29 protein-coding genes are annotated in these 26079 nt (G+C 36.2%); 20 read left to right on the top strand and 9 right to left on the bottom strand.

What is annotated here, in order from left to right:
- Positions 1 to 60 precede the first annotated feature (60 nt).
- Positions 61 to 942, top strand: a complete 882-nt coding sequence (locus tag AC4BHP_RS08570; protein WP_066100924.1) for an NAD(P)-dependent oxidoreductase — start codon at positions 61 to 63, stop codon at positions 940 to 942.
- A 64-nt stretch (positions 943 to 1006) separates the two neighbouring features.
- On the opposite strand, the gene AC4BHP_RS08565 is transcribed toward AC4BHP_RS08570, so the two are convergent.
- On the bottom strand, positions 1007 to 2161 hold the full coding sequence (locus tag AC4BHP_RS08565; protein WP_066100921.1) for an aminotransferase A: 1155 nt from the start codon (positions 2159 to 2161) through the stop codon (positions 1007 to 1009).
- Between the two features lie 167 nt (positions 2162 to 2328).
- On the opposite strand from AC4BHP_RS08565, the gene corA reads away from it, so the two are divergent.
- Entirely contained in the window at positions 2329 to 3285 is a 957-nt protein-coding gene (corA, locus tag AC4BHP_RS08560; protein WP_077247945.1) for a magnesium/cobalt transporter CorA, read from the top strand.
- Positions 3286 to 3361: 76 nt separating this feature from the next.
- Here the strand turns inward: corA and AC4BHP_RS08555 are convergent, their stop codons facing one another.
- Positions 3362 to 3532, bottom strand: coding sequence for a hypothetical protein (locus AC4BHP_RS08555; protein ID WP_175354218.1), 171 nt, complete (start codon positions 3530 to 3532; stop codon positions 3362 to 3364).
- Positions 3533 to 3761: 229 nt separating this feature from the next.
- On the opposite strand from AC4BHP_RS08555, the gene AC4BHP_RS08550 reads away from it, so the two are divergent.
- The gene (locus tag AC4BHP_RS08550; protein WP_066100918.1) at positions 3762 to 4667 is read left to right on the top strand and encodes a chemotaxis protein; all 906 of its coding nucleotides are present in this window, start codon (positions 3762 to 3764) and stop codon (positions 4665 to 4667) included.
- A 27-nt stretch (positions 4668 to 4694) separates the two neighbouring features.
- Here the strand turns inward: AC4BHP_RS08550 and AC4BHP_RS08545 are convergent, their stop codons facing one another.
- Entirely contained in the window at positions 4695 to 5189 is a 495-nt protein-coding gene (locus AC4BHP_RS08545; protein ID WP_066100915.1) for a YkyB family protein, read from the bottom strand.
- A gap of 180 nt (positions 5190 to 5369) precedes the next feature.
- On the opposite strand from AC4BHP_RS08545, the gene AC4BHP_RS08540 reads away from it, so the two are divergent.
- The 3 genes from AC4BHP_RS08540 to AC4BHP_RS08530 all read left to right on the top strand — a co-directional run bounded on the left by AC4BHP_RS08540 (position 5370) and on the right by AC4BHP_RS08530 (position 6358).
- On the top strand, positions 5370 to 5750 hold the full coding sequence (locus AC4BHP_RS08540) for a fluoride efflux transporter FluC (RefSeq protein ID WP_140461227.1): 381 nt from the start codon (positions 5370 to 5372) through the stop codon (positions 5748 to 5750).
- Complete coding sequence (locus AC4BHP_RS08535; protein WP_077247944.1) at positions 5747 to 6109, top strand: fluoride efflux transporter FluC; 363 nt, start codon at positions 5747 to 5749, stop codon at positions 6107 to 6109. The genes AC4BHP_RS08540 and AC4BHP_RS08535 overlap by 4 nt, the downstream gene beginning before the upstream one ends.
- Before the next feature lie 93 nt (positions 6110 to 6202).
- A complete protein-coding gene (locus tag AC4BHP_RS08530) occupies positions 6203 to 6358 on the top strand; it encodes a hypothetical protein (protein ID WP_175354217.1) in 156 nt (51 codons plus the stop codon).
- 64 nt (positions 6359 to 6422) lie between these two features.
- On the opposite strand, the gene AC4BHP_RS08525 is transcribed toward AC4BHP_RS08530, so the two are convergent.
- Positions 6423 to 7211, bottom strand: coding sequence for a metallophosphoesterase (locus AC4BHP_RS08525; protein WP_306821535.1), 789 nt, complete (start codon positions 7209 to 7211; stop codon positions 6423 to 6425).
- Between the two features lie 326 nt (positions 7212 to 7537).
- Here AC4BHP_RS08525 and AC4BHP_RS08520 point away from each other — a divergent pair, with 326 nt between their 5' ends.
- The 3 genes from AC4BHP_RS08520 to AC4BHP_RS08510 all read left to right on the top strand — a co-directional run bounded on the left by AC4BHP_RS08520 (position 7538) and on the right by AC4BHP_RS08510 (position 9574).
- The gene (locus AC4BHP_RS08520) at positions 7538 to 7747 is read left to right on the top strand and encodes a hypothetical protein (RefSeq protein ID WP_066100906.1); all 210 of its coding nucleotides are present in this window, start codon (positions 7538 to 7540) and stop codon (positions 7745 to 7747) included.
- Between the two features lie 195 nt (positions 7748 to 7942).
- Entirely contained in the window at positions 7943 to 8707 is a 765-nt protein-coding gene (fadH, locus tag AC4BHP_RS08515; protein ID WP_066100902.1) for a 2,4-dienoyl-CoA reductase, read from the top strand.
- Between the two features lie 228 nt (positions 8708 to 8935).
- Positions 8936 to 9574 (top strand): DUF3993 domain-containing protein, encoded by a 639-nt coding sequence (locus AC4BHP_RS08510; RefSeq protein WP_180349914.1) that lies wholly within the window; start codon positions 8936 to 8938, stop codon positions 9572 to 9574.
- Between the two features lie 59 nt (positions 9575 to 9633).
- Here the strand turns inward: AC4BHP_RS08510 and AC4BHP_RS08505 are convergent, their stop codons facing one another.
- Positions 9634 to 9873 carry a glutaredoxin family protein gene (locus tag AC4BHP_RS08505; RefSeq protein ID WP_066100896.1) on the bottom strand — a complete coding sequence of 80 codons (240 nt, stop codon included), beginning with the start codon at positions 9871 to 9873 and terminating at the stop codon, positions 9634 to 9636.
- A 414-nt stretch (positions 9874 to 10287) separates the two neighbouring features.
- Here AC4BHP_RS08505 and AC4BHP_RS08500 point away from each other — a divergent pair, with 414 nt between their 5' ends.
- The 6 genes from AC4BHP_RS08500 to AC4BHP_RS08475 all read left to right on the top strand — a co-directional run bounded on the left by AC4BHP_RS08500 (position 10288) and on the right by AC4BHP_RS08475 (position 15908).
- Positions 10288 to 10527, top strand: coding sequence for a YkuJ family protein (locus AC4BHP_RS08500; protein ID WP_066100892.1), 240 nt, complete (start codon positions 10288 to 10290; stop codon positions 10525 to 10527).
- Between the two features lie 208 nt (positions 10528 to 10735).
- Positions 10736 to 11182, top strand: a complete 447-nt coding sequence (gene cbpB, locus AC4BHP_RS08495) for a cyclic-di-AMP-binding protein CbpB (RefSeq protein WP_066100889.1) — start codon at positions 10736 to 10738, stop codon at positions 11180 to 11182.
- Positions 11183 to 11441: 259 nt separating this feature from the next.
- On the top strand, positions 11442 to 12947 hold the full coding sequence (locus AC4BHP_RS08490) for an MDR family MFS transporter (protein ID WP_490551857.1): 1506 nt from the start codon (positions 11442 to 11444) through the stop codon (positions 12945 to 12947).
- Positions 12948 to 13054: 107 nt separating this feature from the next.
- Positions 13055 to 13927 carry a transcriptional regulator CcpC gene (gene ccpC / locus AC4BHP_RS08485; RefSeq protein WP_066100883.1) on the top strand — a complete coding sequence of 291 codons (873 nt, stop codon included), beginning with the start codon at positions 13055 to 13057 and terminating at the stop codon, positions 13925 to 13927.
- Between the two features lie 79 nt (positions 13928 to 14006).
- On the top strand, positions 14007 to 14717 hold the full coding sequence (gene dapD, locus AC4BHP_RS08480; RefSeq protein ID WP_066100880.1) for a 2,3,4,5-tetrahydropyridine-2,6-dicarboxylate N-acetyltransferase: 711 nt from the start codon (positions 14007 to 14009) through the stop codon (positions 14715 to 14717).
- Between the two features lie 72 nt (positions 14718 to 14789).
- Positions 14790 to 15908, top strand: a complete 1119-nt coding sequence (locus AC4BHP_RS08475) for an N-acetyldiaminopimelate deacetylase (RefSeq protein WP_066100876.1) — start codon at positions 14790 to 14792, stop codon at positions 15906 to 15908.
- A 42-nt stretch (positions 15909 to 15950) separates the two neighbouring features.
- Here AC4BHP_RS08475 and AC4BHP_RS08470 read toward each other — a convergent pair whose 3' ends face one another.
- A complete protein-coding gene (locus AC4BHP_RS08470; RefSeq protein WP_066100873.1) occupies positions 15951 to 16769 on the bottom strand; it encodes a mechanosensitive ion channel family protein in 819 nt (272 codons plus the stop codon).
- Between the two features lie 613 nt (positions 16770 to 17382).
- Between AC4BHP_RS08470 and AC4BHP_RS08465 the strand changes: the two genes are divergently transcribed.
- On the top strand, positions 17383 to 18372 hold the full coding sequence (locus AC4BHP_RS08465) for a cytochrome d ubiquinol oxidase subunit II (RefSeq protein ID WP_066100870.1): 990 nt from the start codon (positions 17383 to 17385) through the stop codon (positions 18370 to 18372).
- Positions 18373 to 18412: 40 nt separating this feature from the next.
- Here AC4BHP_RS08465 and rnjA read toward each other — a convergent pair whose 3' ends face one another.
- The gene (rnjA, locus tag AC4BHP_RS08460) at positions 18413 to 20080 is read right to left on the bottom strand and encodes a ribonuclease J1 (protein WP_066100868.1); all 1668 of its coding nucleotides are present in this window, start codon (positions 20078 to 20080) and stop codon (positions 18413 to 18415) included.
- A 3-nt stretch (positions 20081 to 20083) separates the two neighbouring features.
- Positions 20084 to 20296, bottom strand: coding sequence for a DNA-dependent RNA polymerase subunit epsilon (locus tag AC4BHP_RS08455; protein WP_066100864.1), 213 nt, complete (start codon positions 20294 to 20296; stop codon positions 20084 to 20086).
- Positions 20297 to 20964: 668 nt separating this feature from the next.
- Between AC4BHP_RS08455 and AC4BHP_RS08450 the strand changes: the two genes are divergently transcribed.
- Entirely contained in the window at positions 20965 to 21735 is a 771-nt protein-coding gene (locus AC4BHP_RS08450) for a Cof-type HAD-IIB family hydrolase (protein ID WP_066100860.1), read from the top strand.
- 151 nt (positions 21736 to 21886) lie between these two features.
- On the opposite strand, the gene def is transcribed toward AC4BHP_RS08450, so the two are convergent.
- Positions 21887 to 22441 carry a peptide deformylase gene (def, locus tag AC4BHP_RS08445; protein ID WP_066100859.1) on the bottom strand — a complete coding sequence of 185 codons (555 nt, stop codon included), beginning with the start codon at positions 22439 to 22441 and terminating at the stop codon, positions 21887 to 21889.
- Positions 22442 to 22741: 300 nt separating this feature from the next.
- Here def and AC4BHP_RS08440 point away from each other — a divergent pair, with 300 nt between their 5' ends.
- The 3 genes from AC4BHP_RS08440 to AC4BHP_RS08430 all read left to right on the top strand — a co-directional run bounded on the left by AC4BHP_RS08440 (position 22742) and on the right by AC4BHP_RS08430 (position 26038).
- Positions 22742 to 23407 (top strand): YkyA family protein, encoded by a 666-nt coding sequence (locus AC4BHP_RS08440; RefSeq protein ID WP_066100857.1) that lies wholly within the window; start codon positions 22742 to 22744, stop codon positions 23405 to 23407.
- 534 nt (positions 23408 to 23941) lie between these two features.
- On the top strand, positions 23942 to 25057 hold the full coding sequence (pdhA, locus tag AC4BHP_RS08435) for a pyruvate dehydrogenase (acetyl-transferring) E1 component subunit alpha (RefSeq protein WP_148629531.1): 1116 nt from the start codon (positions 23942 to 23944) through the stop codon (positions 25055 to 25057).
- Between the two features lie 3 nt (positions 25058 to 25060).
- Positions 25061 to 26038 carry an alpha-ketoacid dehydrogenase subunit beta gene (locus AC4BHP_RS08430; RefSeq protein ID WP_066100851.1) on the top strand — a complete coding sequence of 326 codons (978 nt, stop codon included), beginning with the start codon at positions 25061 to 25063 and terminating at the stop codon, positions 26036 to 26038.
- Positions 26039 to 26079 lie beyond the last annotated feature (41 nt).

Genomic DNA, 26079 nt, shown 5'->3' with positions numbered 1-26079 from the left:
TAATCAACTGGTTTTCCAGTTGATTTTTTTTGCTATTATAGAGGTATAGGAGGGAGCGTTATGATGAATTTACATATTGGTTTTATTGGTATTGGTGTAATGGGTAAAAGTATGGCATTGAATATAATGAAGGCGGGATACCCTGTCAGTGTTTATTCCAGAACAAAGTCCAAATGTGAGCCTTTGCTTTCGGAAGGTGCAGATTGGAAGGAGTCCCCTCGTGCAATCGCTGAGGAAGCCGATGTTATTATTACGATGGTTGGCTATCCTTCTGACGTTGAAGAGATATATCTAGGGGCGGAAGGCTTATTAAAATATGCCAAGCCGGGTACTTATTTAATTGATATGACCACTTCAGCTCCGTCTTTAGCACAAAAGTTATATGCTGCTGGTAAGGAATTAGGATTGCATGTCCTTGATGCACCTGTCTCCGGAGGAGATATTGGTGCACAAAATGCTAATCTTGCCATTATGGTTGGCGGTGATCAATCTGATTTTGAGAGCATGATGCCTGTATTTAAAGCAATGGGGACAAATATTATCCATCAGGGCGATGCTGGCTCGGGCCAACATACTAAACTATGCAATCAGATAGCCATTGCTACGAATATGATTGGTGTATGTGAAGCGATTGTTTATGCCGAAAAATCTGGCCTGGATCCTGAAACAGTTTTGAAAAGCATTTCAACTGGTGCTGCTGGAAGTTTTTCCTTAACCAATTTAGCGCCTAGGATATTAAAAGGTGATTTTGAACCGGGATTTTATATCAAACATTTCTTAAAAGACCTAAAAATTGCATTAGAAGAATCCGAACGGTTAGGTCTTGACTTTCCAGGGCTAACTTTAGCCAAAGCTATGTATGAAAAATTGGCGGATATGGGAGAAGAGAACCGTGGAACACAAGCCTTGTATAAATATTATACTGAGGCATCCAATCAGTAACTTAGTCTCATTAAAAAAAGAAGCATTTCGAAAAGGTATCATGCCTTTAACGAAATGCCTCTTGTTATTTTATCTGCTGAATTAGGAAATGTTCAAGTCTGTTTAATCCTTCTTTAAGCTGCTCCATGGAAACAGCATATGATAATCGGAAATATCCTTCTCCATATTTTGAAAAAGCAGATCCAGGTATAACAGCTACTTTTTCAAATTGAACCAGCTTGAGGGCAAAATCGAGTGAATTTTTAAAGGCATCTGGTATTTTAATGAAAAAGTAAAATGCGCCATCCGGTAATACAGTCTGGAGATTCATCGCCGCAAGTCTATTAAAAACATAATCACGACGGTTTTTATATTCCTCTCTCATAGCAGCTGGATCATGTTCACCGTTCCTCATAGCCTCGAGTGCAGCCATCTGTGAGACAGAGGAGGCACAGGATACGTTATATTGATGAACCTTTATCATATGTTTAATGATTGCTTTTGGTGCCATCAGAAAGCCGATTCTCCAACCGGTCATGGAATGTGACTTTGATAGACCATTTATAGTAATGGTTTGCTCTCTTATAATGGAACCAATCGATGTATGAGTTCTGTCCAAAGTTAATTCACTATAGATTTCATCAGCCAGGATAAAAATATTTTTTCCTCTAACAAGGTCAGCAATTTCCTCCAGTTCCTCTCTCGTTAATGATACCCCTGTTGGGTTGGACGGATAGGGAAGAACAATACATTTTGTTTTTTCGGTTAGACTTTCTGTGATTAATTGTGGAGTCAATTTAAAGGAGGTGCTTCTTGTATCAACATGGACTGCTTTTCCCCCTGCTAAGTGAATTAATGGTTCATAACCGGGATAAACAGGGCCAGGCAGAATGACTTCATCTCCAGGTGTTAAAATAGTCCTGAAGGCAATATCAATCGCCTGACTTGCTCCTACAGTAATCAAAATTTCATCATCCGGATTATATTTAAGTGAATAATGGCTATACATAAATTTTGATACTTCTTGCCGGAGATCGAGTAAACCGGCATTGTGGGTGTAGGTGGTACAATCTTTTTGAATGGCGTTTATTGCTTTATCTTTTATATGTAAGGGTGTTGGGAAGTCAGGTAATCCTATTGTAAAGGACAGGACATCATCAATATCAGATACCATATTATAAAACTGCCGAATACCGGATATTTCTATCTCTTTTACATGAGGATTAATTAAGTGTTCCATTCCAGGTCATACCTCCTAATTACAGTTCTTATCTTTATTATTATAAGGTTGCTTTAGGAAAGTGTACACTATCCTACTCTAAATGGTTGTATGCAAGATTGGGTGAATGATGCATACTTGGTTTGGAATACTATGGGTAATTCGTTTTGCTTAGGTGGGGGAAGATAGTGTACCGAATACTTGTTAAGGATCAAACTGATGGTATAAAGGAAATGACTTTGGAGGACTTACAGAAGCGTGATTATAGCCTGGTATGGGTTGATATCCTCGCACCGCAAGAATATGAGGCTAATATACTCCGTACGTATTTTAATTTTCACCCTCTCACTATAGAGGACTGTCTTGATCGAATCAACCAGAGACCTAAAGTGGATTTTTATCAATCCTATATGTTTTTTATCATTCATTCCTTAAATGAAAACTTCGAAAGAAATGAGATTGATATTTACGTAAATGAAAAAGCAATCGTAACCGTTCATGAAGATCATATAGAGGAAATAGATAAAGTATGGGGAGTAACAGATCAATTGGATACTTCTATCCATGTCCTGCATAAAATTATTGATGCAGTAGTAGATGCTTATCTTCCAAAGGCCTATCAAATAGAGGAGCAATTAAATGTCTTGGAAGATCACCTGCAGCATTCTCTTAATAATGATCCAATGAGTCAGTTATACGAAATTCGAACGATGATTTCGCGACTAAGAAGAATTATCTTGCCCATGAATGATTTGATGTACAGGATTATTCATTCTGAGAGAATCAGTGCTCTTTCTGAACATCATCATTACCTTAATGATGTGTATGATCATTTATTGAAATTAAAAGAATTGGTTGATGGCTACAAAGAGTTCTCAACAGATCTGAGAGATAGTTATATGGCGGTCAGTTCAAATAAAATGAATGAAACAATGATGACCTTGACGATTATTACGACTATTTTCATGCCATTAACATTTATTGCAGGTTTATATGGTATGAATTTTTCTGAAATGCCTGGTTTAAGTTTTCGCAATGGTTTTTGGTATGTTCTTCTTTTTATGATCATCATCACAGTTATAATGATGATTCTCTTTATGCTGAAAGGTTGGTTATTCCGAAGGCTGTACAGAAATGAAAAATAAATAGCGGCTTAGCTCTATTGTATTTAGAACTAAAGCCGCTTAGGTCATGTTTACAGGACTGGGTCCTTTATTTATATTAATATCCGTAATCCCAATCGATTTCTTCTGGATGCCACATAGTAAGCTGAGGAGTTGCGTAAGATTCATCAGTTTGGTTATGTGTGTATTTTTCAACTTCGCTAAATTGAATATTCTCTAAACAAGTAATAACATGGTTATCTTCATATAAAATGGCAGTACCTTTCATAAGTCGGACCCCTTCTTTCCAGCATATTGATTTAAGTTATGCTTTTATCTGTATAATAGTCCTCATTTGTTAAAGCGTCTATATCATTGAGCAAAGTTTCACAAAATAAACACGATTATCGATTTAAATTTAAATATTTATAAAAAAACATTAATTTAAGCCGATACTAGAAAGAAGGCTTTATCTTACTGCAATTAATCGTAAGAGATATGGAAAGGCGCTGTTAAAAATGAATGAACAAAAAGGAATCCTGCTAGAGAGCGGAACAAATGAGTTGGAAATCGTGGAATTTGGTATTGGCGAGCATAAATTTGGAATTAATGTTATCAAAGTTAAAGAAATTATTAACCCAGTACGGATTACCGGTGTTCCACAAACACATCATCATGTTGAAGGAATCATTGAACTTCGTGGAGAGATACTCCCTGTAGTAGATATTGCCAGTGCACTGAATCTCCCAGCATCCCAAGCTCCTGAAAAAGATAAATTTATAGTGACTGAGTTTAATAAAATGAAGGTCATTTTTCATGTACATACCGTTACCCAAATCCATAGGATTTCATGGAACCAAATAGAAAAACCATCTGATATGTACCAGGGATTGGATAGTCAGATTACTGGTGTCATTAAAATGAATAATGAAATGCTTTTACTGCTTGATTATGAAAAAATTATTTTGGAAATCAATCCGGAATCAGGAATAACCATTAATCAGATTCAAAAATTAGGAGTTAGAGAACGATCTAATAAGCATTTATTAATTGCTGAGGATTCACCGCTGTTGCGGAAGCTGTTGATGCAGACATTAAAAGAAGCCGGTTATGAACAACTCGATTTCTTTGAAAATGGCAAGGAAGCGCTAACCTTTATAGAGGGAAAGGCACTAGCAGGAACCTTACTGAATGATGTACATTTGGTAATTACAGATATAGAAATGCCACAAATGGATGGTCACCATCTAACCAAACGAATTAAAGAAAATCCTACCTTGTCGGATTTGCCTGTTATCATTTTTTCATCATTAATTACGGACGATTTAAGGCATAAGGGAGAGTTGGTAGGAGCAGATGCACAAATTAGTAAACCTGAAATAGTTGAACTGGTCAAACAGTTAGACAAACTTTTACAAAAGTAAAGCTGCTGAACCCTTTGTTCAGCAGCTTTACTTTTTCCAATTTTGATATGGATAGGATTCACCAAGACGCGTAAAAGTCGGTTTTTGGTATTTCTTTTTATAGTCTTTAGCGCGATCATTATCTGAATTTTCCTTGCATCCTGTATAAGACATCAATAGTTTTTTTGCTTTAGATAAAGAAAGACGTGAAGAGGGGTTTCTTACCTCTTTTGATAAATGACCAAGATGTGTTAATGTTTGAAAGTCGTCCTTTGAGGGCGGAATATGGAATGTATACTTTCCGCATTGTATCAGTACATCTGATTGTTGGAAGCTTAAATGAGGATGGTCTGAATATTGAAGGCCTATTTTCTTTGCCTTTCCTTCTTCAAGCATTTTAATAATCGTTTTTTTCTTTAGATTGTATAGAAATTTAGGGTCTGATGCAGTTTTTGCATGTCTATTCACAGAATAAATCGCTTCTCCCAGGTCATCGGCAGTAAAACAGGCGGGATTAGGAAGATTCCCATTATTTTGATTCATAAATGTTCCTTTCTTCTAAGAATATTTCATGATAATAAGTAAAAGCATATAACTGATTATAACGTGTTCTGCTATGGGATAAAAGGAAAAACGTTTCATATCTTATTTGAACGAATTAATTTTCAAAACAGACTATTGAGAAATTGAAGGTAAAAGAATTATGAAAGTGAGTGTGATACCTTGCAAAAGCTGCTACTTACTGGTTGCGGAGGGGCAATGGGTGCGTTAGCTCGATACGGGATAAGTTTATTGATCCCGTCATCTGGCAGTCCTATTCCGTTTAACACCTTATTCATAAATGGTTTTGGAAGCTTTGTTTTAGCCTATCTCACCTATTCGCTATTTAAAAATGAGGGAAATGAAAGATTAAAATTATTTTTTGGAACTGGTTTATGTGGAGGATTTACAACGATGAGTAGCTTTGCATTGGAAATAACCAATCTAGCAGCAACTTATCCCCTATATAGTCTTATTTATTTTTTTCTGAGTATGATTGCAGGTCTCTTAATGGCATGGTTAGGGTTTATTATGTCTAGTTGGATAAAGAGGGAAGCGCGTTGATTATATTAATTGTATTAGGTGGTTTTCTCGGAGCATGTTTAAGATATGTAATGACTGGCTGGTTAAAAAAATATAATCATTCATTTCCTCTAGCTACTCTTGTTATTAATTTAATTGGTTCGTGTTTAATTGGTATATCGGCCGGGATAGGAATAGAGCGGGGAAGCGGTATGCATATGTTTACTGTGATAGGAAGCTTGGGGGCTTTTACTACATTCTCAACTTTTGCAATTGAAGCCTTGGATTTAATGCTGAGCCGGGAACACCGCAAGTTATTGCTTTATGTAAGTTTTTCTTTGGCAGGAACGTCAGTTTGTTGTATGTTGTGCTATCATCTTATGAAAAATATAGGACATTAACCGCTCGTCTCTATGAAAATTCGACAATGTATTATAAAATAATCGAAAGAAATGTAATTTATTTCAAAAAATGAACTATTAGGTGCCCTGACTATGACAACTTTAAAGAGTAACATTAAAAGCTATACAGGTAATAAACAGGTAGATTTTCTGTTAGATATACAATGTGAAAAAGCACAGGGTTTTTATTTTTCAAGACCAATTCCTGCTATTGAAGCTGAAGAGAAGTATCTGAAAAAGAAGAAATAACACATGGCATAAAACAGCCAGAAAATAGGCAAACGGGCAGAATGTAGGGTCTGCTCGTTTGCCTTTATCGTTTTTTTAAGCCTTCTTGGCCTTTCTGCAAATCAATGACCGTGATTTCAGGACGTGAAAATAACCGGTATGGAATTCGGGTTGTACCTAAACCACGATTTACATACAAGGATAAAGGGCCAACTTTATAGGATCCTTCCCTGTATTTTTCTGCAAAAGGAGGAGTCACAATCGCACCCAAAAGAGGAAACTGAATTTGTCCTCCATGACTATGTCCGCTTAATTGTAAATGAACTGGGTAACTGGCGGCATAATCAGCATAATCAGGAGCGTGAGATAGAAGAATGGTAAATAAATCACTGGATTGTACCGGTATACTTACATCCAGGTTGGGCTTGCCGAGCATTGCATCATCTACCCCGCTTATTACGATTTGACGGCCATTCTGCAGGGTTATAAAGTTTGATTCATTTACTAACAGGGTAAATCCATTACTAACCATAGTCTCTTTGTAAATTTCCGTACCATAACCGCCATGGTCATGATTGCCAAAAACGCAATATTTACCAAGAGGTGCCTCCAGCTGACTTAATAATTGATTGAGCTTAGGAGTTATTCTATATTCATTCGGATTATCCATCAGGTCACCTGTAAAACAAATAATATCGGGATTAAGTGAATGAATGGTTTCAACTGTTTTTTCTAAATCTGACAAATTATATTGGAAACCCAAATGAGTATCACTGAATTGGACAATTCTAATATTTTGAAAGGAGTCTGGAATAAGTGGGTGGGAATAGGAAAAACGTGTTATATCAACCCAGGAGGGTTCAATATCTTTCATATAAAATCGCCCTCCTATAAGAGAGCAAAGAATAGTAGCTATATAGGCAAATGATTTTTTTAAAAAGAATCTTCTGGTTATTTTCTTCATTATAAAGTTCCTATCTCATAATAGTCAGTCTAATCCTATCATTCATTAAGAAAATTGTTAAGATGTATGAGTATTACTTTTTGATTACAAAATTTATGTGCTATTTGGTCTATAGATTAACTACCTAAAATAAGGTAAAATTAAAATACAATAGGTATTTAGATTTATAGAAATAATGATTTATATATTTAGTTAACTGAATGGGATGTTTCATTCTGAGGACGAGGGTGTTACAGATGAATAAAGCCAAATCATATGAAATGATCTATCTTCCTGCAAAAATAGGAATGATAAAAGTATATATGTATGGATTCCATAAAAAAGGAGATCCCGGCAGAGTATTTGTTATGCTTAATGATTTAAAAGTAAATGGCAAAGGTACGAATAAAAAGGAAACATTGATTAGTACTCTTTCTAAACTTAATGAACTAATCAATCAATCATAAGTAAAACATATAAAATTTTTAAGGGCGGCCATTAGGCGGCCCTTTTATCATTTAATTTGATTGGCTAAAATTTAAAAATCCCGTTATATCTATATTTTTCATCTATTTTGCTAATTCAGCATTTCTGGATATTATTGACAGAATTTTGTGATATAATAAAAGTGAATAATCATTCATTTTATTTGGAGGGCTCATATGAAGGGAAAAGTAGTGATTGTAACTGGTGGTTCTAGTGGAATGGGAAAGGCTATGGCTCAACGTTTTGCAAATGAGGGGGCTAAAGTAGTCATTACCGGAAGGAATAAAGAAAAACTGGATAACACCATTAAAGAATTTGCAGAAAATCAGGAGAATATACTGGCTGTTCAGATGGATGTTCGAAATGTGGAGGATGTTAAAAGAACCATTGAAGAGACGGTTAACAGATTTGGTACAATCGATTATTTGATTAATAACGCAGCAGGTAATTTTATTTGTCCGGCAGAGGATCTATCACCGAATGGCTGGAAATCTGTCATTGATATTGTTTTGAATGGTACTTTTTACTGCAGCAGCCTCATCGGCAAGTATTGGATAGAAAATGGCATTAAAGGATCAATCATCAATATGGTCGCTACCTATGCGTGGGATGCAGGTCCATATGTCATTCACTCTGCCTCAGCAAAGGCTGGTGTGCTGACAATGACTAGAACTTTGGCTGTGGAATGGGGTAAAAAATATGGAATCCGCGTAAATGCGATAGCTCCCGGGCCGATTGAAAGAACTGGGGGAGCAGATAAGTTATTTCAATCGGAAGAAGCAGCTCAAAGAACGCTTGAAAGTGTTCCGCTTGGAAGATTAGGAACACCGGAGGAAATTGCAGATTTAGCCCTGTATTTACTGTCTGATCGGGCATACTATATTAATGGTGATTGTATTACAATGGATGGCGGTGCTCATCTCAATCAATTTCCGTTTTAGGCATAGGATGGATGAATGGTTTTAATAAGAATTGAAATCTTTAAAGAGCAGTTCAATATGCTGATTTAATTGAACTGTTTTTTGTGCGTTCATTTGACTAGCTGTTTAAGATGATATTTTAGTTTTCACTATCCTTGTATTATTTTTCAGTAAAAAGTGTTTATTCTGGTAAAAAGGGGAATAAGCTAATAAAGGCCTTGAGATATGTACTTAAAAAGGAGGATCATAATGAAAAAGGTTTTAACTTCGTTGTTTATTACCATGCTTGTATTAGCGGTTTCTCCTCTTGTCAAAGTAGATGCTAAAAGTACACTGGATAAACAAGATGCATTTAATCTTTTAGATAGCGCATTTCAATTGCAGGTATCTCTTTCAGAAAAACCAAGATCAATGGACAATATTCGAGATTTATTAAAAAATTCCTTCTCAGAGGAATACACTGAGGATTTTATAAACATGAATGTACAAAAAAGTGTGGATGGTAGTGGCTATCAAACCTATGGTACGGATATAGCCCTTTATTATATTCCTTTTTTTACATATAGTGAACATACTAAACTAGGATATAGTTCTGCTAATGATCAATGGTATGTGTATGAATGGTTTCCAGGCAATACAGATGGACCAGTCAGCTATGAAGGGCATTACGAGGCAATCGGGCTGATGTATGACCATAATAAATGGGTAATTAATGATTACCAAATTGCTTTCGATCCGAAAACACTTGATGACAGTCAAGAAATAGCCCAAAATTCGAGTGTGGATAAGGAGCCATCCAATCCGACTTTCATAAACAGATTGACAGATTATATTAGCTACGGGTTCATTAATCATATGTCTCATTGGTTTGGGATGATTGCTTTCTAGATACTGATGGCATGAATGGAAAAGCTAATCCTGCTTGAATGAGGATTAGCTTTTTTGTATTAATCTCTAATATTTAACAATTCCATAATTCGTTCCTGGTTAAATCCAATGATTACTTGATCACCAATGACAAACGTTGGGGTAGAATATGAATCATATTTGGTCATAAGTATTTTTTTTGCTTTTGCATCCTTCTGAATATCTTTTAAGGTATAGGGAATATTGTGCTCATCAAAATAATTTTTGGCGTAAGCACATGGCGGACAGCCTGGTTGCGTAAAAAAAAGAACTGGTTCCACTTTTTTCTATCCTTTCTTTTGTTTAATTTGTATCTACCAGTATACATGAAACTTTTTTGTTTACTATAGTACAAATTTTAAGTAGGATATCAGGCAGGGCTATCTTTTATCAAATTAAAGAACTAGAAAGAGAAAAAGAATTGCCAACACCAGAGAGATCTTGTCAATTTATTTTGATTGAGTCTGCTTTAAAGTGAAAAATATGGCGCTGGAATTTTTCTTGGAACGTTTTTATGATAAAATGATGAAGTCTCTAAAAAAAGAGATGAAATAAAAGGTGTAACCATCAAATACGTTATAATGAATTTGGGTATACAAATGATGCCTATTCCTCTATTCTGTTACTAATGGCCAGTCCATAAGCGACAATATATTTTATTTGTTGGTAAGTCATGAAAGGAGCATATATTAGATATGTCACGATTACAAGGAATTTTATCACGTTTGAAAAACTTACAGGAGCAAGGGAAAGTATCAGATACAGCACAACGTGTGTTTGAAGTTGAAGGTCAAGTTAAATGTCAAGTATCTTATTTCGATAAAACTGAAACATTCGAATTAGAGATTTTTCAGGATAAAGGAAAAACTATGAAGTATCAATTTGATAATATTGATATGATTGCCATTGAAATTTTTGAGTTAATTTATAGCTAATTTGGAAATTTGAGATGATTTGGTTATGTTCCATTATCATGATGAAGGTATTTGTTCCTAATCATGTAGGTTATGCTTCTGAAAATCTCTAACTTAAATTTTTAAAGTGGGGAAGGGAAGATAATTACTGACAAATCGAACAGTTAAGTCTTCCGAATAAAACCAAAAGTGGATAACCAGGAACTAACTATATAAGGGGTTCTTAACCATGTTAGATATGCAAAAATTAGATGGATTCGAACTGACTGTAAAGGATTTAATGATTTCGTCTGAACGTGTTGCTCATGTACAGCAGGAAAATAATCTCGAACATGCATTATTGGTTCTTACTAGAAGCGGATATACTGCTATACCAGTTCTGGGACATGATTATAAGCTGCATGGATTAATTAGTACACCAAAGATAATGGATGCAATATTGGGCTTGGAGCGAATTGAATTTGAAAAACTGGAAGAGATGAAGGTTGCAGAAGTGATGGATCCCAATCTTCCATGTCTTAAAGAAAGTGATTCAATTGAAAAAGCAATGGAACTTCTCATTGATCATCCATTTGTATGTGTGGTAGGTACTGAGGGAGCTTTCGAAGGTATATTGACCAGAAGGCAGGTTATGAAGCATACAAATCGTTTAATAAAAATCATTAAATATAATTAATATCAGTATCTCAATCGATAATGATGAGTGGATTAAAAAATAAACATTTTTTAAAACGCCTGGATAAAGATCCAGGCGTTTTTTACATGGTTTATAAAGTTGTATAACTTAAATTTAAAAGTGACTTTAAACAATGTTATCAATAAAACACTCTAAGACATGCTAATAACTCAACAAAACTTTTAATAGATATAATATTCCAAATTAACTTTATCCAGGATAGGAACTTCGTTAAAATGATAGGGAGGGGCGTGGAAAAATGAATTCAATCGATTCAAGCATAGAAAAAAAGTCTTTCAAAAGGGCAAAGAAGAAGACAAAACGCCCTTTAGTATTAATTTCAATCCTATTGGCTTTATTCATGGGTGCCATCGAGGGTACTATCGTTTCAACTGCAATGCCTGAGATCGTTGGTGATCTGGGAGGCTTCTCCCTGTATAGTTGGGTCTTCTCAGCCTATTTGCTAATGAATACGGTAACGGTATTGATCTATGGGAAGCTATCTGATTTATTTGGCAGAAAACCAGTATTGTTATTTGGGATTACAGTGTTTCTGCTTGGTTCCCTCGGCTCTGGATATGCATGGTCCATGCAAAGCTTAATTTTTTTTCGTTTAATACAGGGTTTTGGAGCTGGAGCCATTACGCCCGTTGCAATGACAATTGTAGGGGATATATATACGAAAGAAGAACGAGCAAAAGTTCAGGGTTATTTATCAAGTGTTTGGGGAATATCGGCTATTTTGGGACCTGCTATTGGCGGATTATTAATCGAGTACATATCATGGAGCTGGATCTTTTGGATTAATATTCCGTTAGGATTTCTCTCTTTAGGAGGTTTGCTATTTTTCTTCCATGAGCAAAAGACGGTTAAAAAACAAAAGGTAGATTATATGGGTTCAGCAATGCTTGCTGTTTCTTTGTCGCTTTTAATGTTTTTATTTGTGCAAGGAGGGATTTCATTTTCCTGGCTTTCTTTAAAAAGTTCGTTGTTAATTATACTCCTGCTAATTTTGGTGTTTTGCTTTGTGAAGCATGAAAACAGAACTGTAGAGCCCGTTATGACTTTTTCTATCTGGAAGAATCAATCAATATTGTTTGCTAATTTAACCTCTCTTACAACCGGTATTGTTTTAATTGGAGTATCAAGCTATTTACCAACATTTGTACAGGGAGTAATGGAGGAATCCCCAATGATAGCAGGATTTACTCTTACTGCCATGTCTATAGGGTGGCCGATAGCATCCTTTATATCAGGCAATATGATCTTGAAGATAGGGTATCGTACTACTTGTATAACAGGTGGAATCTTTATCATACTGGGTGCACTGGCTTTTACATTTTTGCCCTCCCATGGATATGTGTTTTTGGCCGCTTCTGGATCCTTCTTGCTTGGTGTGGGAATGGGGCTTACAAGCACTGCTTTTATCGTGTCCATCCAATCTACTGTGGATTGGGAACAAAGAGGTGCTGCAACAGCTGCAAACATGTTCATGAGAAATCTGGGAAACACAATCGGTGCCGCATTATTGGGAGGTATATTGAATAATCGTTTAAACGCTTATTATTCACAAAATGAAAATATAGATTTAAATTCGGTAAACGAATTGCTTAACACTGAGATTCGATCTTCTATAGAGCCGGAAAGATTGGAACAGATCCAAAGTGGATTAACACATTCATTGGGTATTGTGTATTTCATTGTCTTACTACTGGCTATACTGAGCTTGTTCTTGATATTGAAAATGCCAAAAGAGAAATCGTAACAGCCTCATTAAATCTGCTATATTGTAATATTTGCAGTTCAGCAGAATATAAAGGTAAAATAAAATGAATGTCTGATTAAGAAGAGATTGGTTTGTGAGGAGAACAAATGGTTATAACTGATTTTGAATTATTGGATACTCTTGCTGTTGAACTGAATTTACGTAAGACTGCCGAAAGAATGTTTGTCTCTCAGCCGGCACTTTCACAACGTCTTCAATCAATAGAAAGAGAATGGGGAACACCGCTTTTTATTAGATCAGCAAAAGGAATGACGTTGACGGAGGCGGGAGAAATTGTCGTTCAATATGCCAGGGAATCCCTGAAATTAAAAGAAAAAACACGAGAAAAAGTAGATGCTCTCAATCATAATGTACAAGGTACATTAAAAATTGCGAGTGCTTCTATAGTCGGCCAATATTGGCTCCCGATGATTTTAAAGAAATATGTTAACAAATATCCCAATGTTAAGATCTCACTTGTGACAGGCTGGAGCAGTGAAATGATCGAAAATATCTATAATGGAGAGTCTCATATTGGTATATTGAGAGGGGTTCCTGACTGGCATGGTTATAAAAAGCTATTGTTCAGTGATCACTTATACCTTGTGGATACCGAGCTTAACCAATTATCAGATGCGTTAACTACAGAACGCCCATTTATCTTGTTTAAAAGTGATTCGAACTATTATCGAGAGATTCAAAATTGGTGGATCCGCCATTATGGAATTCCACCGACACGTACCATTCTTGTGGATCAAATTGAAACCTGTAAACAAATGGTGATGAATGGAATTGGGTATGCCATATTGCCCGGTATTTCTTTAAGAGAAGGTGAAGCCTCGTATTTTAAACATCCCTTGTATGATTTGGAGGGGCAGTCTGTTGAAAGAAAGACATGGCTTGTAAGCTACGATGCTTCCTTAGAATTAAGACAGGTTAAGGCTTTTGTAAGTTTGATTGAGGAAATGTTAATTGAATAGAAATGAAATCTCTATTCTTGTTTTTCCTACTCTTGTTTGATAAAGTAATAGAAAATTATTTAGGGGAGAGAAATATACTATGAAAATGATGGATGCAAATGAAATTATATCCTTTATCGGAAACAGTGTGAAAAAAACGCCGGTTAAAGTATACATAAAGGGAGAAATCAGTGAGCTGGTATTTAATCCTGAGGTTAAAACATTTATTACCGGTAACACAGGGGTGATTTTTGGAGAATGGTCTGATATTCAACCAACATTAGAGGAAAACAAGGCGAAAATAGAAGATTATGTTATTGAAAATGATTGTCGAAATTCCGCAATTCCAATGCTGGATTTAAAAGGGATTAATGCACGTATTGAGCCGGGGGCGATTATCCGTGATCAGGTTCATATTGGAAATAATGCGGTGATTATGATGGGAGCGTCCATTAATATTGGTGCAAGCATCGGAGATAAGACTATGATTGATATGAATGCCGTGCTTGGCGGACGTGCAACTGTCGGTGAAAATTGCCATATTGGAGCAGGAGCAGTGTTGGCTGGCGTAATAGAGCCTCCATCTGCCAATCCTGTTGTAATCGAAGATAATGTACTTGTTGGTGCTAATGCGGTTATTTTAGAAGGCGTCAGAGTAGGAGAGGGAGCTGTAGTAGCGGCTGGAGCAATTGTAGTAGAAGATGTTCCTGCTCATACAGTAGTTGCTGGAGTTCCGGCTAAAGTAATTAAAACAATTGATGAAAAGACTAAATCCAAAATTGAAATTAAGGATGAGCTTCGTCAGCTATAATAAAAATGGAAGGGGCGTGGAGATGATGATTTCCGCGCCTGTTTTTAAATTGGAGATGAGGTGAGCTGCAATTTGGAAAAGTTAATTTCTATAAGAAGAGATTTGCATAGGATCCCTGAACCTGGTTATAAGGAATTTAAGACGCAACAATATTTGATAGATTACATAAGAAATCTTCCTCAGGATCGTATAGAATGGGAAAAATGGAGAACAGGAATTTTTGTTCGAGTAAAAGGGCTATCTCCTGAGAAAACCATAGGCTACCGTGCTGACATTGATGGTTTGCCGATTCGAGAAGAAACGGAGCTTCCCTTTAAATCCGAGCATGCAGATTATATGCATGCATGCGGCCATGATTTTCATATGACCATCGCCCTTGGTGTATTAACAGATTTAGTGGAAAATCCAATCAATGACCATGTATTATTTATGTTCCAGCCCGCAGAAGAGGGCCCTGGAGGAGCAGAGGAGATGATTGCTGCTGAGCAGTTTTCTAAGTGGAGACCTGATTTGATTTTTGGATTGCATATAGCTCCGGAATATCCGGTAGGAACAATCGCTACCAAAACAGGTTTACTCTTTGCTAATACCTCGGAGATCTTTATAGATTTTAAAGGGGTTGGTGGACATGCTGCTTATCCGCATCTGACGAATGATATGGTGATTGCATCCTGTCAATTTGTTACTCAGCTTCAGACTATTGTAGCAAGAAATATTAATCCACTTGATTCGGCTGTTGTTACAATTGGGAAAATAACAGGAGGGACTGTCCAAAATAGTATTGCTGAAAATGCGCGGATAGAAGGGACGATTCGGACGCTATCTGAGGATTCTATGCTATTGATCCGGAATCGAATACTGGAAATGGCAAAAGGAATGGAAGTGGCTCTTGATTGTAAGATTAATGTTGATTTTGGTTCTTCCTACTATCAAGTATATAACGAATCTAATCTAACAGAAGAGTTTATGAAATTTCTGTATCAGCGGCAGGATACGACATTCGTCAATTGCAAGGAAGCAATGACGGGTGAGGACTTTGGATACATGATTAAGGAGATTCCAGGCTTTATGTTCTGGCTTGGTGTTCAGTCATCGTATGGATTGCACCATGCTAAATTAAATCCTGATGAAAAGGCACTACCCTTTGCTGTATCAGTTATAACAGATTATATTCGAATGAAATCAATATAAAAAGAGAACCCGGCTAAAGAGATAGCAGCCGGGTTCTCTATATTATTCTGTTCCTTCAGCAGCGTATTGAAGCCTTATTTGATCGATGGCTATTTTAATCCTAGAGCGTAGCTGACGTTCAACATGGTATTGCTGTCCATTTGTTGTTCGGGCTACAATTTGAATTGTATAATCAGCTGTACCCATATCCTGGATGCCAAGAATCTCGGGTCCCATTAGGATATCTTCATCTTTTTCGGCCATTGTATGGCATATTTCTTTAATTGATTTTGTGATTTCCTCCAAATTATCTTCTGCTTTAAGTTTAATTTCCACCATAGCTCTCATAGCTCCACGTGAATGATTGCTTAGTATGGCAATTTGTCGATTGGGAATATAGTGGAGGCTTCCGTCATAACCTCTTATTTGGATTGTTTTAAGTCCGACTACTTCTACAACGCCTTTAATAACTCCTATTGTCACTTCATCCCCAACATCAATCTGTTTTTCGAGCAGGATAAAGAAGCCGGTTACTACATCACTCACTAATCCCTGGGCCCCAAAGCCGACCGCTAAACCAACGATTCCGGCACCGGCTAGAATCGCACTAACGTTGATTCCTAACATTTCCAGGATGGTGACTATTAAGATAAATATAAAGACGTACCCAAAAGCGTTTTTCGTTAAGGATTCCAATGTTTTCGTACGGTTCTCAGAAAGATTCTCTTTGGCCTGCATGCGCGAGAAAATCTTTTCAATGATTTTAAAAGTAAACGTGCGTATTACTTTATAGATTAAATAAAATAAAAAGATTTTTAGAACCCAAATTCCAATATCGAAAAGCCAGGTTTCCCACTTGAGATCTGAAAATTTAAAACCCATTATGAACGAATTCTCCATTAAACCAATCCTTTCCTAACAACTTCTTTATTGATATAAACGGAAGTATTCAATTATGATAGATACAATTTTTTTGGTATACTATAACCTTCATCTTGAAGGAAAATGTATGCAGCCTTTTACTATCATAATAGAATAATATAGATATACCATAAAGGAAGTTGAATGATTTGCCAAGTGAAAGGTAAAATGTTTGAAAAGACATAATCATTATTCAACATAAACTGATACAATGATAAAGTTATAGATAATAAAGCTTGCTTTTATCAATTTCTACAAATTTTAAATATTGACCCTTGAGTTATGTTACTGGTGTGTTCATAGCCACTTTTACTATTTTCCCAAAAAGTTTGGTTGAAAATACTGTAAACATTTAACCGGATTATGTATTATTTGCATATGTGATATTTATTTTGGATATATATTGGAATTTTAGGCGAAAAGAGGGTTCGTTGATTGGAAATCAATCGGTGATTAATAGTTCTGTGGGACATTCAAGAAACATGTGAAGAATGAAGAGCGGTTCTCTCTTTCCGGTAAATAGTATGGATAGGTAATAATCACTTTATAAAACTAAAAAGGAGGCGTCGTAACCTTGAATTTTGAACTGCTGACAATAACGGTATTATGGTCCTTCCTTTATGTATATGTCATAATTGCTTCCATTGAGTTTGGGGTTGGTTTTTTTACATATTATGGTCGTTTTAAAGGTAAGCAGGTGGGAATTCCTAAATCGACAGGTCATTATGATCCACGACTCTGGCATATTACGATTATTTTCTTTATATTTTTTGTGGCAGGATTAATTGGATTTTTTCCGGATACATTTAATTATTTTGGCAGAGCATTGGTTCTACCAGGGCTGGTCGTTTTATTACTGGTAGTCATCAGATTTATGGCACATTTTTTGTATAAAAAAGGGAACAAAACAAGCTGGTCATTTTTGTTCGTTTATGTTTCGACTGGGATCCTTATTCCTGCCTCTTTATCCATTGGGCTTACGATATCTGAGGGAGGTTTTATAAAAAAAGAAGGAGAACGAGTGTTTCTCCTGGTAAAAAAATTGTTCCTCAGTCCTTATTCCTGGAGTGTCGTGTTTCTGACAATTGTAAGTGTATTGTTTATAAGCGCCGTATTCTTGCTCTATTATAAGGAAAAGTCTAATGATAAGGAGGCAAGTATGACTGTGCGAGGCTATGCTCTTTTTTGGAGTGTTCCTACGATCATTGCAGTTGCTTTAGCGACTATTTCATTAAGGGGACATAATTTGCGTCATTTTCAAAATGCTCTGGAGATTTGGTGGTTATTTGCGCTTTCTTTAATTAGCTTTATGGCTGCCCTATACTTAATCATTCGAAATAAAAGACATGGTTTAGCATTTATATTTGTATTACTTCAGTTTTTGTTTGCTTTCTACGGATATGGTATTTCACATTTGCCTTTTATACTTGATCCGTTCATTACATTGGACTCGTTTAATGGGAGCCACTTATGGTTAACATTAGGATGCTTATTGGTAATCGGATTATTGCTTCTGACTCCATTTACTCTATTGATCAATAAAATGTTATTCCGAACAAAATGAAAAACGCGAGTACCTGTTAAGGTACTCGCGTTTGTGCTTTTTATACTTCCATGATAATAGGCAGAATCATCGGACGTCTTTTGGTTCTTTCGTATAAGAAAGGTCCGAGTGTGTCTGTAACTTGATTTTTAATTTCAGACCATTGTGTAGTCTTACGTGCCATGATTTTATTTAAATGCTGAGTGATTAGGTTTTGAGCATCGTTAATCAGATCTCCTGATTCACGCATATAGACGAACCCGCGAGAAATGATATCCGGCCCAGCAGCAATTTTGAACTCTTTCATATTGATGCTGACAACAACTATCACAAGACCTTCTTCTGAAAGAATACGACGGTCGCGAAGGACGATATTTCCAATGTCCCCGATTCCGCTTCCATCAATATAGACATTGCCGGAAGGTACCTTGCCAGCAACGGTAGCACTATCCTGAGTAAGTGCCAGCACTTCACCGTTGTCCATGATAAAGCAATTTTCCTCCAAGACACCGCAATCCACAGCTGTTTGTACATGTGTTCGCTGCATGCGGTATTCTCCATGGATTGGCATAAAGAACTTAGGCTTCATCAATCTGAGCATTAATTTTTGTTCTTCCTGTCCACCATGGCCAGATGTATGAATATTACTTAAAGGACCATGAATGACATCGGCTCCAGCACGGAATAACATATTAATGGTGCGTGATACACTAACCGTATTACCTGGTATTGGTGATGATGAGAATACAACTGTATCACCAGGATTAATCTGGATTTGTCTGTGAGTACCGTTTGCAATTCTAGATAAGGCAGCCATCGGTTCACCCTGTGAACCAGTACAAAGAATCGTTACTTCGTTTGCCGGTAATCTATTTAATTGCTGAGTATCAATAAATGTTTCTTTTGGTGCGGTAATATAACCAAGTTGAAGTCCAATTTCGATGGCATTTTCCATACTGCGACCAAAAACGGCTACTTTCCTGTTGTTTTGTACAGCTGCTTCTGTAACTTGCTGCAGGCGATGAATATTCGAAGCAAAGGTTGCGAAAATAATGCGTCCTTCTACTTTTCGGAATATATCATGTATACTTTCGCCAACTTTACGCTCAGACATAGTGAAATTAGGGATTTCACTATTTGTACTGTCTGAGAGAAGGCATAGAACACCTTCTTTACCAATTTCAGCCATTTTAGTTAAATTGGCAGGTTCTCCAACCGGAGTAAAATCGAACTTGAAATCACCGGTATGCACAATATTGCCCTGTGGTGTTTTAACCACAATGCCGTATGCATCCGGGATACTGTGAGTGGTACGATAGAAAGTAACAGATGTTTTCCGGAACTTGATCACATCGTCCTCTTTAATTTCATGGATAATGGCTTGTCTTAGTAAACCGTGTTCTTCTAATTTCTTCTTTACTAATCCAAGTGCCAATTTGCCTCCATAAAGTGGAATATTCACTTGCTTTAGTAAATAAGGTATCCCGCCAATATGATCCTCATGACCATGAGTAATAAACAAACCTTTAATCTTGTCCGCGTTTTTTACGATATAGGAATAATCCGGTATGACATAATCAATGCCAAGTAATTCATCTTCCGGAAACTTTATTCCGGCGTCAATTAGAATAATTTCATCCTGGAATTGAACGCCATATGTGTTTTTGCCGATTTCGCCTAGCCCTCCGAGGGCGAAAACAGCTGTTTGGTCGTTCTTGACAAATTTCATATATTATTTGGTCTCCGTAATATGGAAATCTGGATTCTGTTTTTCAAATTCCAAATATTCATCTTTAAGAACTTGAACAAATTCAATATTGTATGGAAGGCTTTTTAACTTTTGGCGGACATCTCTTTCCGATTCCCCTTCAACGTAAATAGATTTAGTATTTTCGCGAACGGGTGTCTCAGCTGCGTTCTCCTGAAAAAAAACTTTAAAAATCATGTAAATCTCTCCTAACTTACTCTTGTAAAATTTATAAATAAAGAGGTGGCAAGGAGCAACAACCAGGCCACCTTATCTATTGATATTCATCTTAGACTGTCGGTCTAAACAGTTCATCATCTCTATTATAAGAAAATTTCCTAACATTTGCATGTTTAAACAATTTTCTTTAAGGACTGTTATCTACTTTACCGTATAGAATAAGCCCTCCGCAAGGATATTTGAAGGGCTTTTCAAAAAATTATGCAATTGATTTCCTGCCCATCAGGTCTTTCCATTGTTTGAGAAGCTTTTTTCTGAGCTTTTTTAACATGGCTGACCATCTCCTTTATCTATTATTTTAATGGTAATTAAGCGTTTGGTAAATATGCTTGCGGGATATAAGTACCTAAACGTAAAAATAAATTTATCGTCCCACTCATAAATAGTATATGCTTGGATTCAAAAGCTTATATTGTAATTTATTTACAATCGCGTCTGATTCATAATCTAAGTATAACTAATATCTTTAACCGTTACTATTTTTCCTGAAGAGTCAAGTTAACTAATCATAGCTGTTTTCCTGTTGTATGAGATTCCTCATGCAGAGGTTTACTATTTATTATGATAGTATGATTGTAGACAATAATACGTTATATATAGTATTGCGCATCTGGGAGGAAATGTTTATGGGTAAAATTGTATTTTTTGACATTGATGGGACACTTCTAAATTCTGAAAAGAAATTACCGGAATCCACTAAGGAAGCAATCCATTTACTTAGAAAAAATGGGACATACGTTGCAATAGCGACAGGTAGGGCACCTTTTATGTTCAGCCATCTTATTCATGAACTGGAAATCGACTCTTTTGTCAGCTTTAATGGTCAATATGTTGTTTTTGAGCATGAGATGATTTATAAAAACCCTCTATCTCAATCACAATTAGAAAAATTAACGAGAGAAGCAAAGGCGAATGGTCACTCCATGATCTATATGAATGAGAAAACAATGAAAGCCAACGTTACACATGATCCCTTTATAGAAGAGAGTATGGGATCTCTTCATTTTCCACATCCCGAGGAAAAGGGAGACTTTTATAAAAATCATGAAATTTACCAAGCTCTTTTATTTTGTGAGGAACATCATACGTCTCTTTATGAAGGAAACTATTCGGATCTGCAATTCATACGCTGGCATCCATATGCAATGGATGTAGTACCAAATGGAGGGTCAAAAGCTAAAGGAATTGAGTATGTGATTGAGCGCAAGGGATTCTCTATGGATGAAATTTATGCATTTGGTGATGGATTAAATGATCTTGAAATGATTAAGGCAGCAGGTACGGGTGTGGTCATGGGAAATGGTGTACCGCTGTTAAAGAAAGAAGCGGACTTTATTACAAAAAGCGTAGATTCAGATGGGATTTATTACGGATTAAAGGAATTAAAGCTTATATAAATTTGTTAGTAATCAGCAACTGACTAGTCATAAAATAGGGCAGAGCGGTTTAGCCACATAGTTTCTATAAATAAGTGAACAAAAAAAGACTGTAGACCAATCTAAATAGGGAAAATGTCTACAGTCACAGCCGGTGATTAATCACCGGTTTTTATTTTTCAATGGCTACCGCATTGTCTAAATGGGCAAATGGATCTTTAGGATTTATATGATCATAGAACATGACTCCATTTAAATGATCAATTTCATGCTGAATAATAATGGCCATCATGCCGCTTAATCTTAAAGTAATCTCTTCCCCCTCAAGCGTATAAGCTTGTACTTTTACTTTATTGTAACGGGGAACATAGCCTGGTATGGCACGATCTACTGATAAACAGCCTTCTCCGGTACTTAAATAAGCCTTCTGAACAGAATGGCTAATAATTTTTGGATTAAAGAGAGAATAGCTATGGAGCTTATTTTTATCGTCTGTAGCGTGAATGGCAATCATTCGTTTTGAAATATTAATTTGAGGAGCTGCCAGCCCAACCCCAGGACGTAGACCGTATTTTTCTGCTTTTACTGGATCCTGGCTGTTTTGTACATATTCCATTAAGCTTTTGAGAATTTCTTGGTCTTCTTTGGAAGGCGGAATTTGTACTTCCCCCGCTCTTTTTCGTAGAGTGGGATGCCCTTCTCTGATAATATCTTGCATTGTAATCATTATTTCACCTCATAAAACTGTCCATTTATACTCTATAGTCTATCAAACCTTGCATAAAAAGTTAATTATGACTTCTGTAATCTTAACAAACATATAAGGGGTCTGTACGCCTTACTTATCTTTACGTAGTAGCGTATTTTAAGTTTAGGAATTAATCAATAGCAATCATACTACAATATATTACCTTATATTTAGATTACTAAGTAATTTCGGGGGTATTACTCCTATTATATATGTTATTTGTTGTCAAAATATTTCCATTTCGTTATAGTAAAGTAGGGATAGATAGGAGTGCTAATCATGGAAAAATACAAAAAAATTATTACACTTACAGGTATGTTAGTAGTAATCCTTGCATTAACAGGATGTCTAAACAATAGCAGTCCAGAAGAGAAAATTTATGATACTCTGGAGGAAGTGGCTGCATTGGAGGAAGACTTCCAAAAACAACAAGAGCCGCTTCAAAAGCTGGAGGAAGAAGATAATGAACTGTATGGAAAGATTATACAATTGGGTATGAAGGAAATAGAAGAAATACAATCATTATCAAATGATGCTATTAAAGGAATAGAAGAAAGACAAGCGTTAATGAAGAAGGAAAAAGAAGCTATCGATAAAGCTAAGGAACAATTTAAGGATTTAAATGGTCATATAAACGATCTTGAAGACTCATCCTTAAAAGCAGAAGCGAATGAATTAAAGGATACAATGACGAAAAGATATGATGAGTATGATGAACTGTATAAACATTATACAAAGAGTCTTACACAGGAGAATGAGTTATACACACTCTTTAAAAAAGAGGATGTGACCAAAGAAGATTTACAAGAACAAATTGAGAAAATCAATGAAACGTATAATTCACTGATGAACTCAAACAAAAAATTTAATGACTTAACGAATGAATATAATGAACAAAAGATTGCTTTCTATAAAAGGGCAAAACTAGATGTTGATACAGAATAAGAAAAAGCCATCAGGAGTGATGGCTTTTTTTTATAGAAATTCCAGGTTGTCGATAATCAATTCGATAAGTTTTGGTATGTTTTGTTAAGTAGTAAAACCTAATTGATTTTTGACCAGTATCGAGTATGATTATTTTTATTATAATTTAAAAATGGTTATTAGGTTTTATACATTTAGTATTGCATGTTTAATAAGGTTAGTTATTTTGCCCATATTACTTTAGTTTAGGGGATTATAAATACAGAAAGTTCATCTTTGTAAGCGCTTTTTCCACATTCTGTATTAGTATAAAAAAATATTAATGTATAACAGTTTGTCGTTAAAGAAAGTTTGTGAAAATGTTTACATACTCGAATCATATAAGTTGACGGCAATTATTTAAATCGTGTAAACTTTAACCATTGATACAGTTGTACTACTTTTTATCAAGAGGAAACTAATACAGTTATCTAATGGTTTAGGTGTGGAAAACTGGCATTATGATAATTTAAAGATGGATATTTAACCATTTATAGAAAGGAAGATGTGAATCCTATGGCTTCTAAACAACAGAAAGTCCTTATTGAGGCAGAGAAGCAGTTGGAAAGCGTTAGCGACCAGTTCAAGACGTTGCAAATTTTAAATGAAGAGGGAGAAGTCGTAAATAAATCAGCTATGCCTGATTTAAGCGATGAACAGCTTCAAGAATTAATGAGAAGAATGGTTTACACTCGTATTCTTGATCAACGCTCTATCTCTTTGAATAGACAAGGTCGTCTTGGTTTTTATGCTCCAACAGCTGGACAAGAAGCTTCACAATTGGCATCTCAATTTGCTTTGGAAAAAGAAGATTTCATTTTACCTGGTTACCGAGATGTACCACAAATGATTTGGCATGGTCTTCCATTGACTCAAGCCTTCTTGTTCTCTCGTGGCCATTTTGCTGGAAATCAAATTCCTGCAGACGTTAATGTGATTTCTCCGCAAATCATCATTGGTGCACAATATATCCAATGTGCAGGTGTAGCTCTTGGTATGAAGAAAAATGGAGCGAAATCTGTTGCAATCACATATACAGGTGACGGCGGTGCTTCCCAAGGTGATTTCTACGAGGGAATCAACTTTGCTGGTGCATTTAAAGCTCCTGCAATCTTTATCGTTCAAAATAACCGTTTTGCGATTTCTACACCGGTTGAAAAACAATCAGCTGCTAAAACAATCGCTCAAAAAGCAATGGCTGCCGGTATCCCAGGTATTCAGGTAGACGGTATGGATCCATTAGCTGTTTACACTGCAGTTAAAGAGGCACGCGAAAGAGCAATTAATGGAGAAGGTCCTACTTTAATTGAAACTTTAACTTATCGTTATGGTCCACATACAATGGCTGGTGATGATCCAACACGTTACCGTACAGCTGACCTTGATAACGAGTGGGAGAAAAAAGATCCACTTGTTCGTTTCCGTAAATTCCTAGAAGGAAAAGGACTATGGAGCGAAGAGAAAGAAAATGAAGTAATTGAACAAGCAAAAGAAGATATCAAAGTTGCTATTAAAGAAGCGGATAATACTCCAAAACAAAAAGTAACTGATTTAATTATGAATATGTATGAAGAGCTTCCATACAACCTAGAAGAACAATATGAAATTTACAAAGAAAAGGAGTCGAAATAAGCCATGGCCCAAATGACGATGATTCAAGCCATCACTGATGCATTACGTACTGAAATGCGTAATGATCCTAAAGTTCTCGTTTTTGGTGAGGACGTAGGAGTAAACGGTGGTGTCTTCCGTGCTACTGAAGGATTACAAAAGGAGTTTGGAGAAGACCGCATCTTTGATACCCCTTTAGCTGAATCTGGTATTGGTGGATTGGCAATTGGACTTGGATTGCAAGGATTCCGTCCTGTTCCTGAAATCCAATTCTTCGGCTTCGTATTCGAAGTTATGGACTCTATTGCTGGTCAAATGGCTCGTATGAGATATCGCTCCGGTGGTACTTATACTTCACCAATTACAATCCGTTCACCATTTGGTGGTGGTGTACATACACCTGAGATGCATGCAGATAGCCTTGAAGGTTTAATGGCTCAAACACCAGGTGTAAAAGTGGTTATTCCATCTACACCTTATGATGCAAAAGGTTTGTTAATCTCTGCTATCCGTGATAACGATCCGGTAATCTTCTTAGAACACATGAAATTATACCGTTCTTTCCGTCAAGAAGTACCTGAAGGGGAATATACAATTCCATTAGGTAAAGCTGATGTGAAACGTGAAGGTACTGATCTTTCTATTATTACTTATGGCGCAATGGTTCAGGAATCACTTAAAGCTGCAGAGCAACTTGAAAAAGAAGGTGTATCTGCAGAAGTAATCGATTTAAGAACAATTAGCCCGCTTGATATTGATACAATTATTGCATCTGTTGAGAAAACTGGACGCGCAATTGTTGTACAAGAAGCACAAAAACAAGCAGGTATTGCTGCTCAAGTTGTTGCTGAAATCAACGACCGTGCCATTCTAAGCCTGGAAGCACCAGTATTGCGTGTAACTGCTCCTGATACAGTATTTGCATTCTCTCAAGCTGAGCCTATATGGTTGCCAAATCATAAAGATGTACTTGAAACTGCAAAAAAAGTTTTAGAATTTTAACATAACAGGAGATGCTTTCGTGGCATTTCCTGACTAACACA

The organism is Pradoshia sp. Z4_20 (genome assembly GCF_058216035.1).
The sequence above is the reverse complement of the archived record's forward strand: the minus strand, read 5'-3'. Positions and strand labels throughout refer to the sequence as shown.

Excerpts from the sequence above, each read along its gene's own strand:
- AC4BHP_RS08570 (WP_066100924.1), top strand. The coding sequence starts at position 61 with ATGATGAATTTACATATTGGTTTTATTGGTATTGGTGTAATGGGTAAA.
- AC4BHP_RS08565 (WP_066100921.1), bottom strand. The coding sequence starts at position 2,161 with ATGGAACACTTAATTAATCCTCATGTAAAAGAGATAGAAATATCCGGT.
- AC4BHP_RS08555 (WP_175354218.1), bottom strand. The coding sequence starts at position 3,532 with ATGAAAGGTACTGCCATTTTATATGAAGATAACCATGTTATTACTTGT.
- AC4BHP_RS08550 (WP_066100918.1), top strand. The coding sequence starts at position 3,762 with ATGAATGAACAAAAAGGAATCCTGCTAGAGAGCGGAACAAATGAGTTG.
- AC4BHP_RS08545 (WP_066100915.1), bottom strand. The coding sequence starts at position 5,189 with ATGAATCAAAATAATGGGAATCTTCCTAATCCCGCCTGTTTTACTGCC.
- AC4BHP_RS08530 (WP_175354217.1), top strand. The coding sequence starts at position 6,203 with ATGACAACTTTAAAGAGTAACATTAAAAGCTATACAGGTAATAAACAG.
- AC4BHP_RS08525 (WP_306821535.1), bottom strand. The coding sequence starts at position 7,211 with ATGAAAGATATTGAACCCTCCTGGGTTGATATAACACGTTTTTCCTAT.
- AC4BHP_RS08520 (WP_066100906.1), top strand. The coding sequence starts at position 7,538 with ATGAATAAAGCCAAATCATATGAAATGATCTATCTTCCTGCAAAAATA.
- fadH (WP_066100902.1), top strand. The coding sequence starts at position 7,943 with ATGAAGGGAAAAGTAGTGATTGTAACTGGTGGTTCTAGTGGAATGGGA.
- AC4BHP_RS08510 (WP_180349914.1), top strand. The coding sequence starts at position 8,936 with ATGAAAAAGGTTTTAACTTCGTTGTTTATTACCATGCTTGTATTAGCG.
- AC4BHP_RS08500 (WP_066100892.1), top strand. The coding sequence starts at position 10,288 with ATGTCACGATTACAAGGAATTTTATCACGTTTGAAAAACTTACAGGAG.
- cbpB (WP_066100889.1), top strand. The coding sequence starts at position 10,736 with ATGTTAGATATGCAAAAATTAGATGGATTCGAACTGACTGTAAAGGAT.
- AC4BHP_RS08490 (WP_490551857.1), top strand. The coding sequence starts at position 11,442 with ATGAATTCAATCGATTCAAGCATAGAAAAAAAGTCTTTCAAAAGGGCA.
- ccpC (WP_066100883.1), top strand. The coding sequence starts at position 13,055 with ATGGTTATAACTGATTTTGAATTATTGGATACTCTTGCTGTTGAACTG.
- dapD (WP_066100880.1), top strand. The coding sequence starts at position 14,007 with ATGAAAATGATGGATGCAAATGAAATTATATCCTTTATCGGAAACAGT.
- AC4BHP_RS08470 (WP_066100873.1), bottom strand. The coding sequence starts at position 16,769 with ATGGGTTTTAAATTTTCAGATCTCAAGTGGGAAACCTGGCTTTTCGAT.
- rnjA (WP_066100868.1), bottom strand. The coding sequence starts at position 20,080 with ATGAAATTTGTCAAGAACGACCAAACAGCTGTTTTCGCCCTCGGAGGG.
- AC4BHP_RS08455 (WP_066100864.1), bottom strand. The coding sequence starts at position 20,296 with ATGATTTTTAAAGTTTTTTTTCAGGAGAACGCAGCTGAGACACCCGTT.
- AC4BHP_RS08450 (WP_066100860.1), top strand. The coding sequence starts at position 20,965 with ATGGGTAAAATTGTATTTTTTGACATTGATGGGACACTTCTAAATTCT.
- def (WP_066100859.1), bottom strand. The coding sequence starts at position 22,441 with ATGATTACAATGCAAGATATTATCAGAGAAGGGCATCCCACTCTACGA.
- AC4BHP_RS08440 (WP_066100857.1), top strand. The coding sequence starts at position 22,742 with ATGGAAAAATACAAAAAAATTATTACACTTACAGGTATGTTAGTAGTA.
- pdhA (WP_148629531.1), top strand. The coding sequence starts at position 23,942 with ATGGCTTCTAAACAACAGAAAGTCCTTATTGAGGCAGAGAAGCAGTTG.
- AC4BHP_RS08430 (WP_066100851.1), top strand. The coding sequence starts at position 25,061 with ATGGCCCAAATGACGATGATTCAAGCCATCACTGATGCATTACGTACT.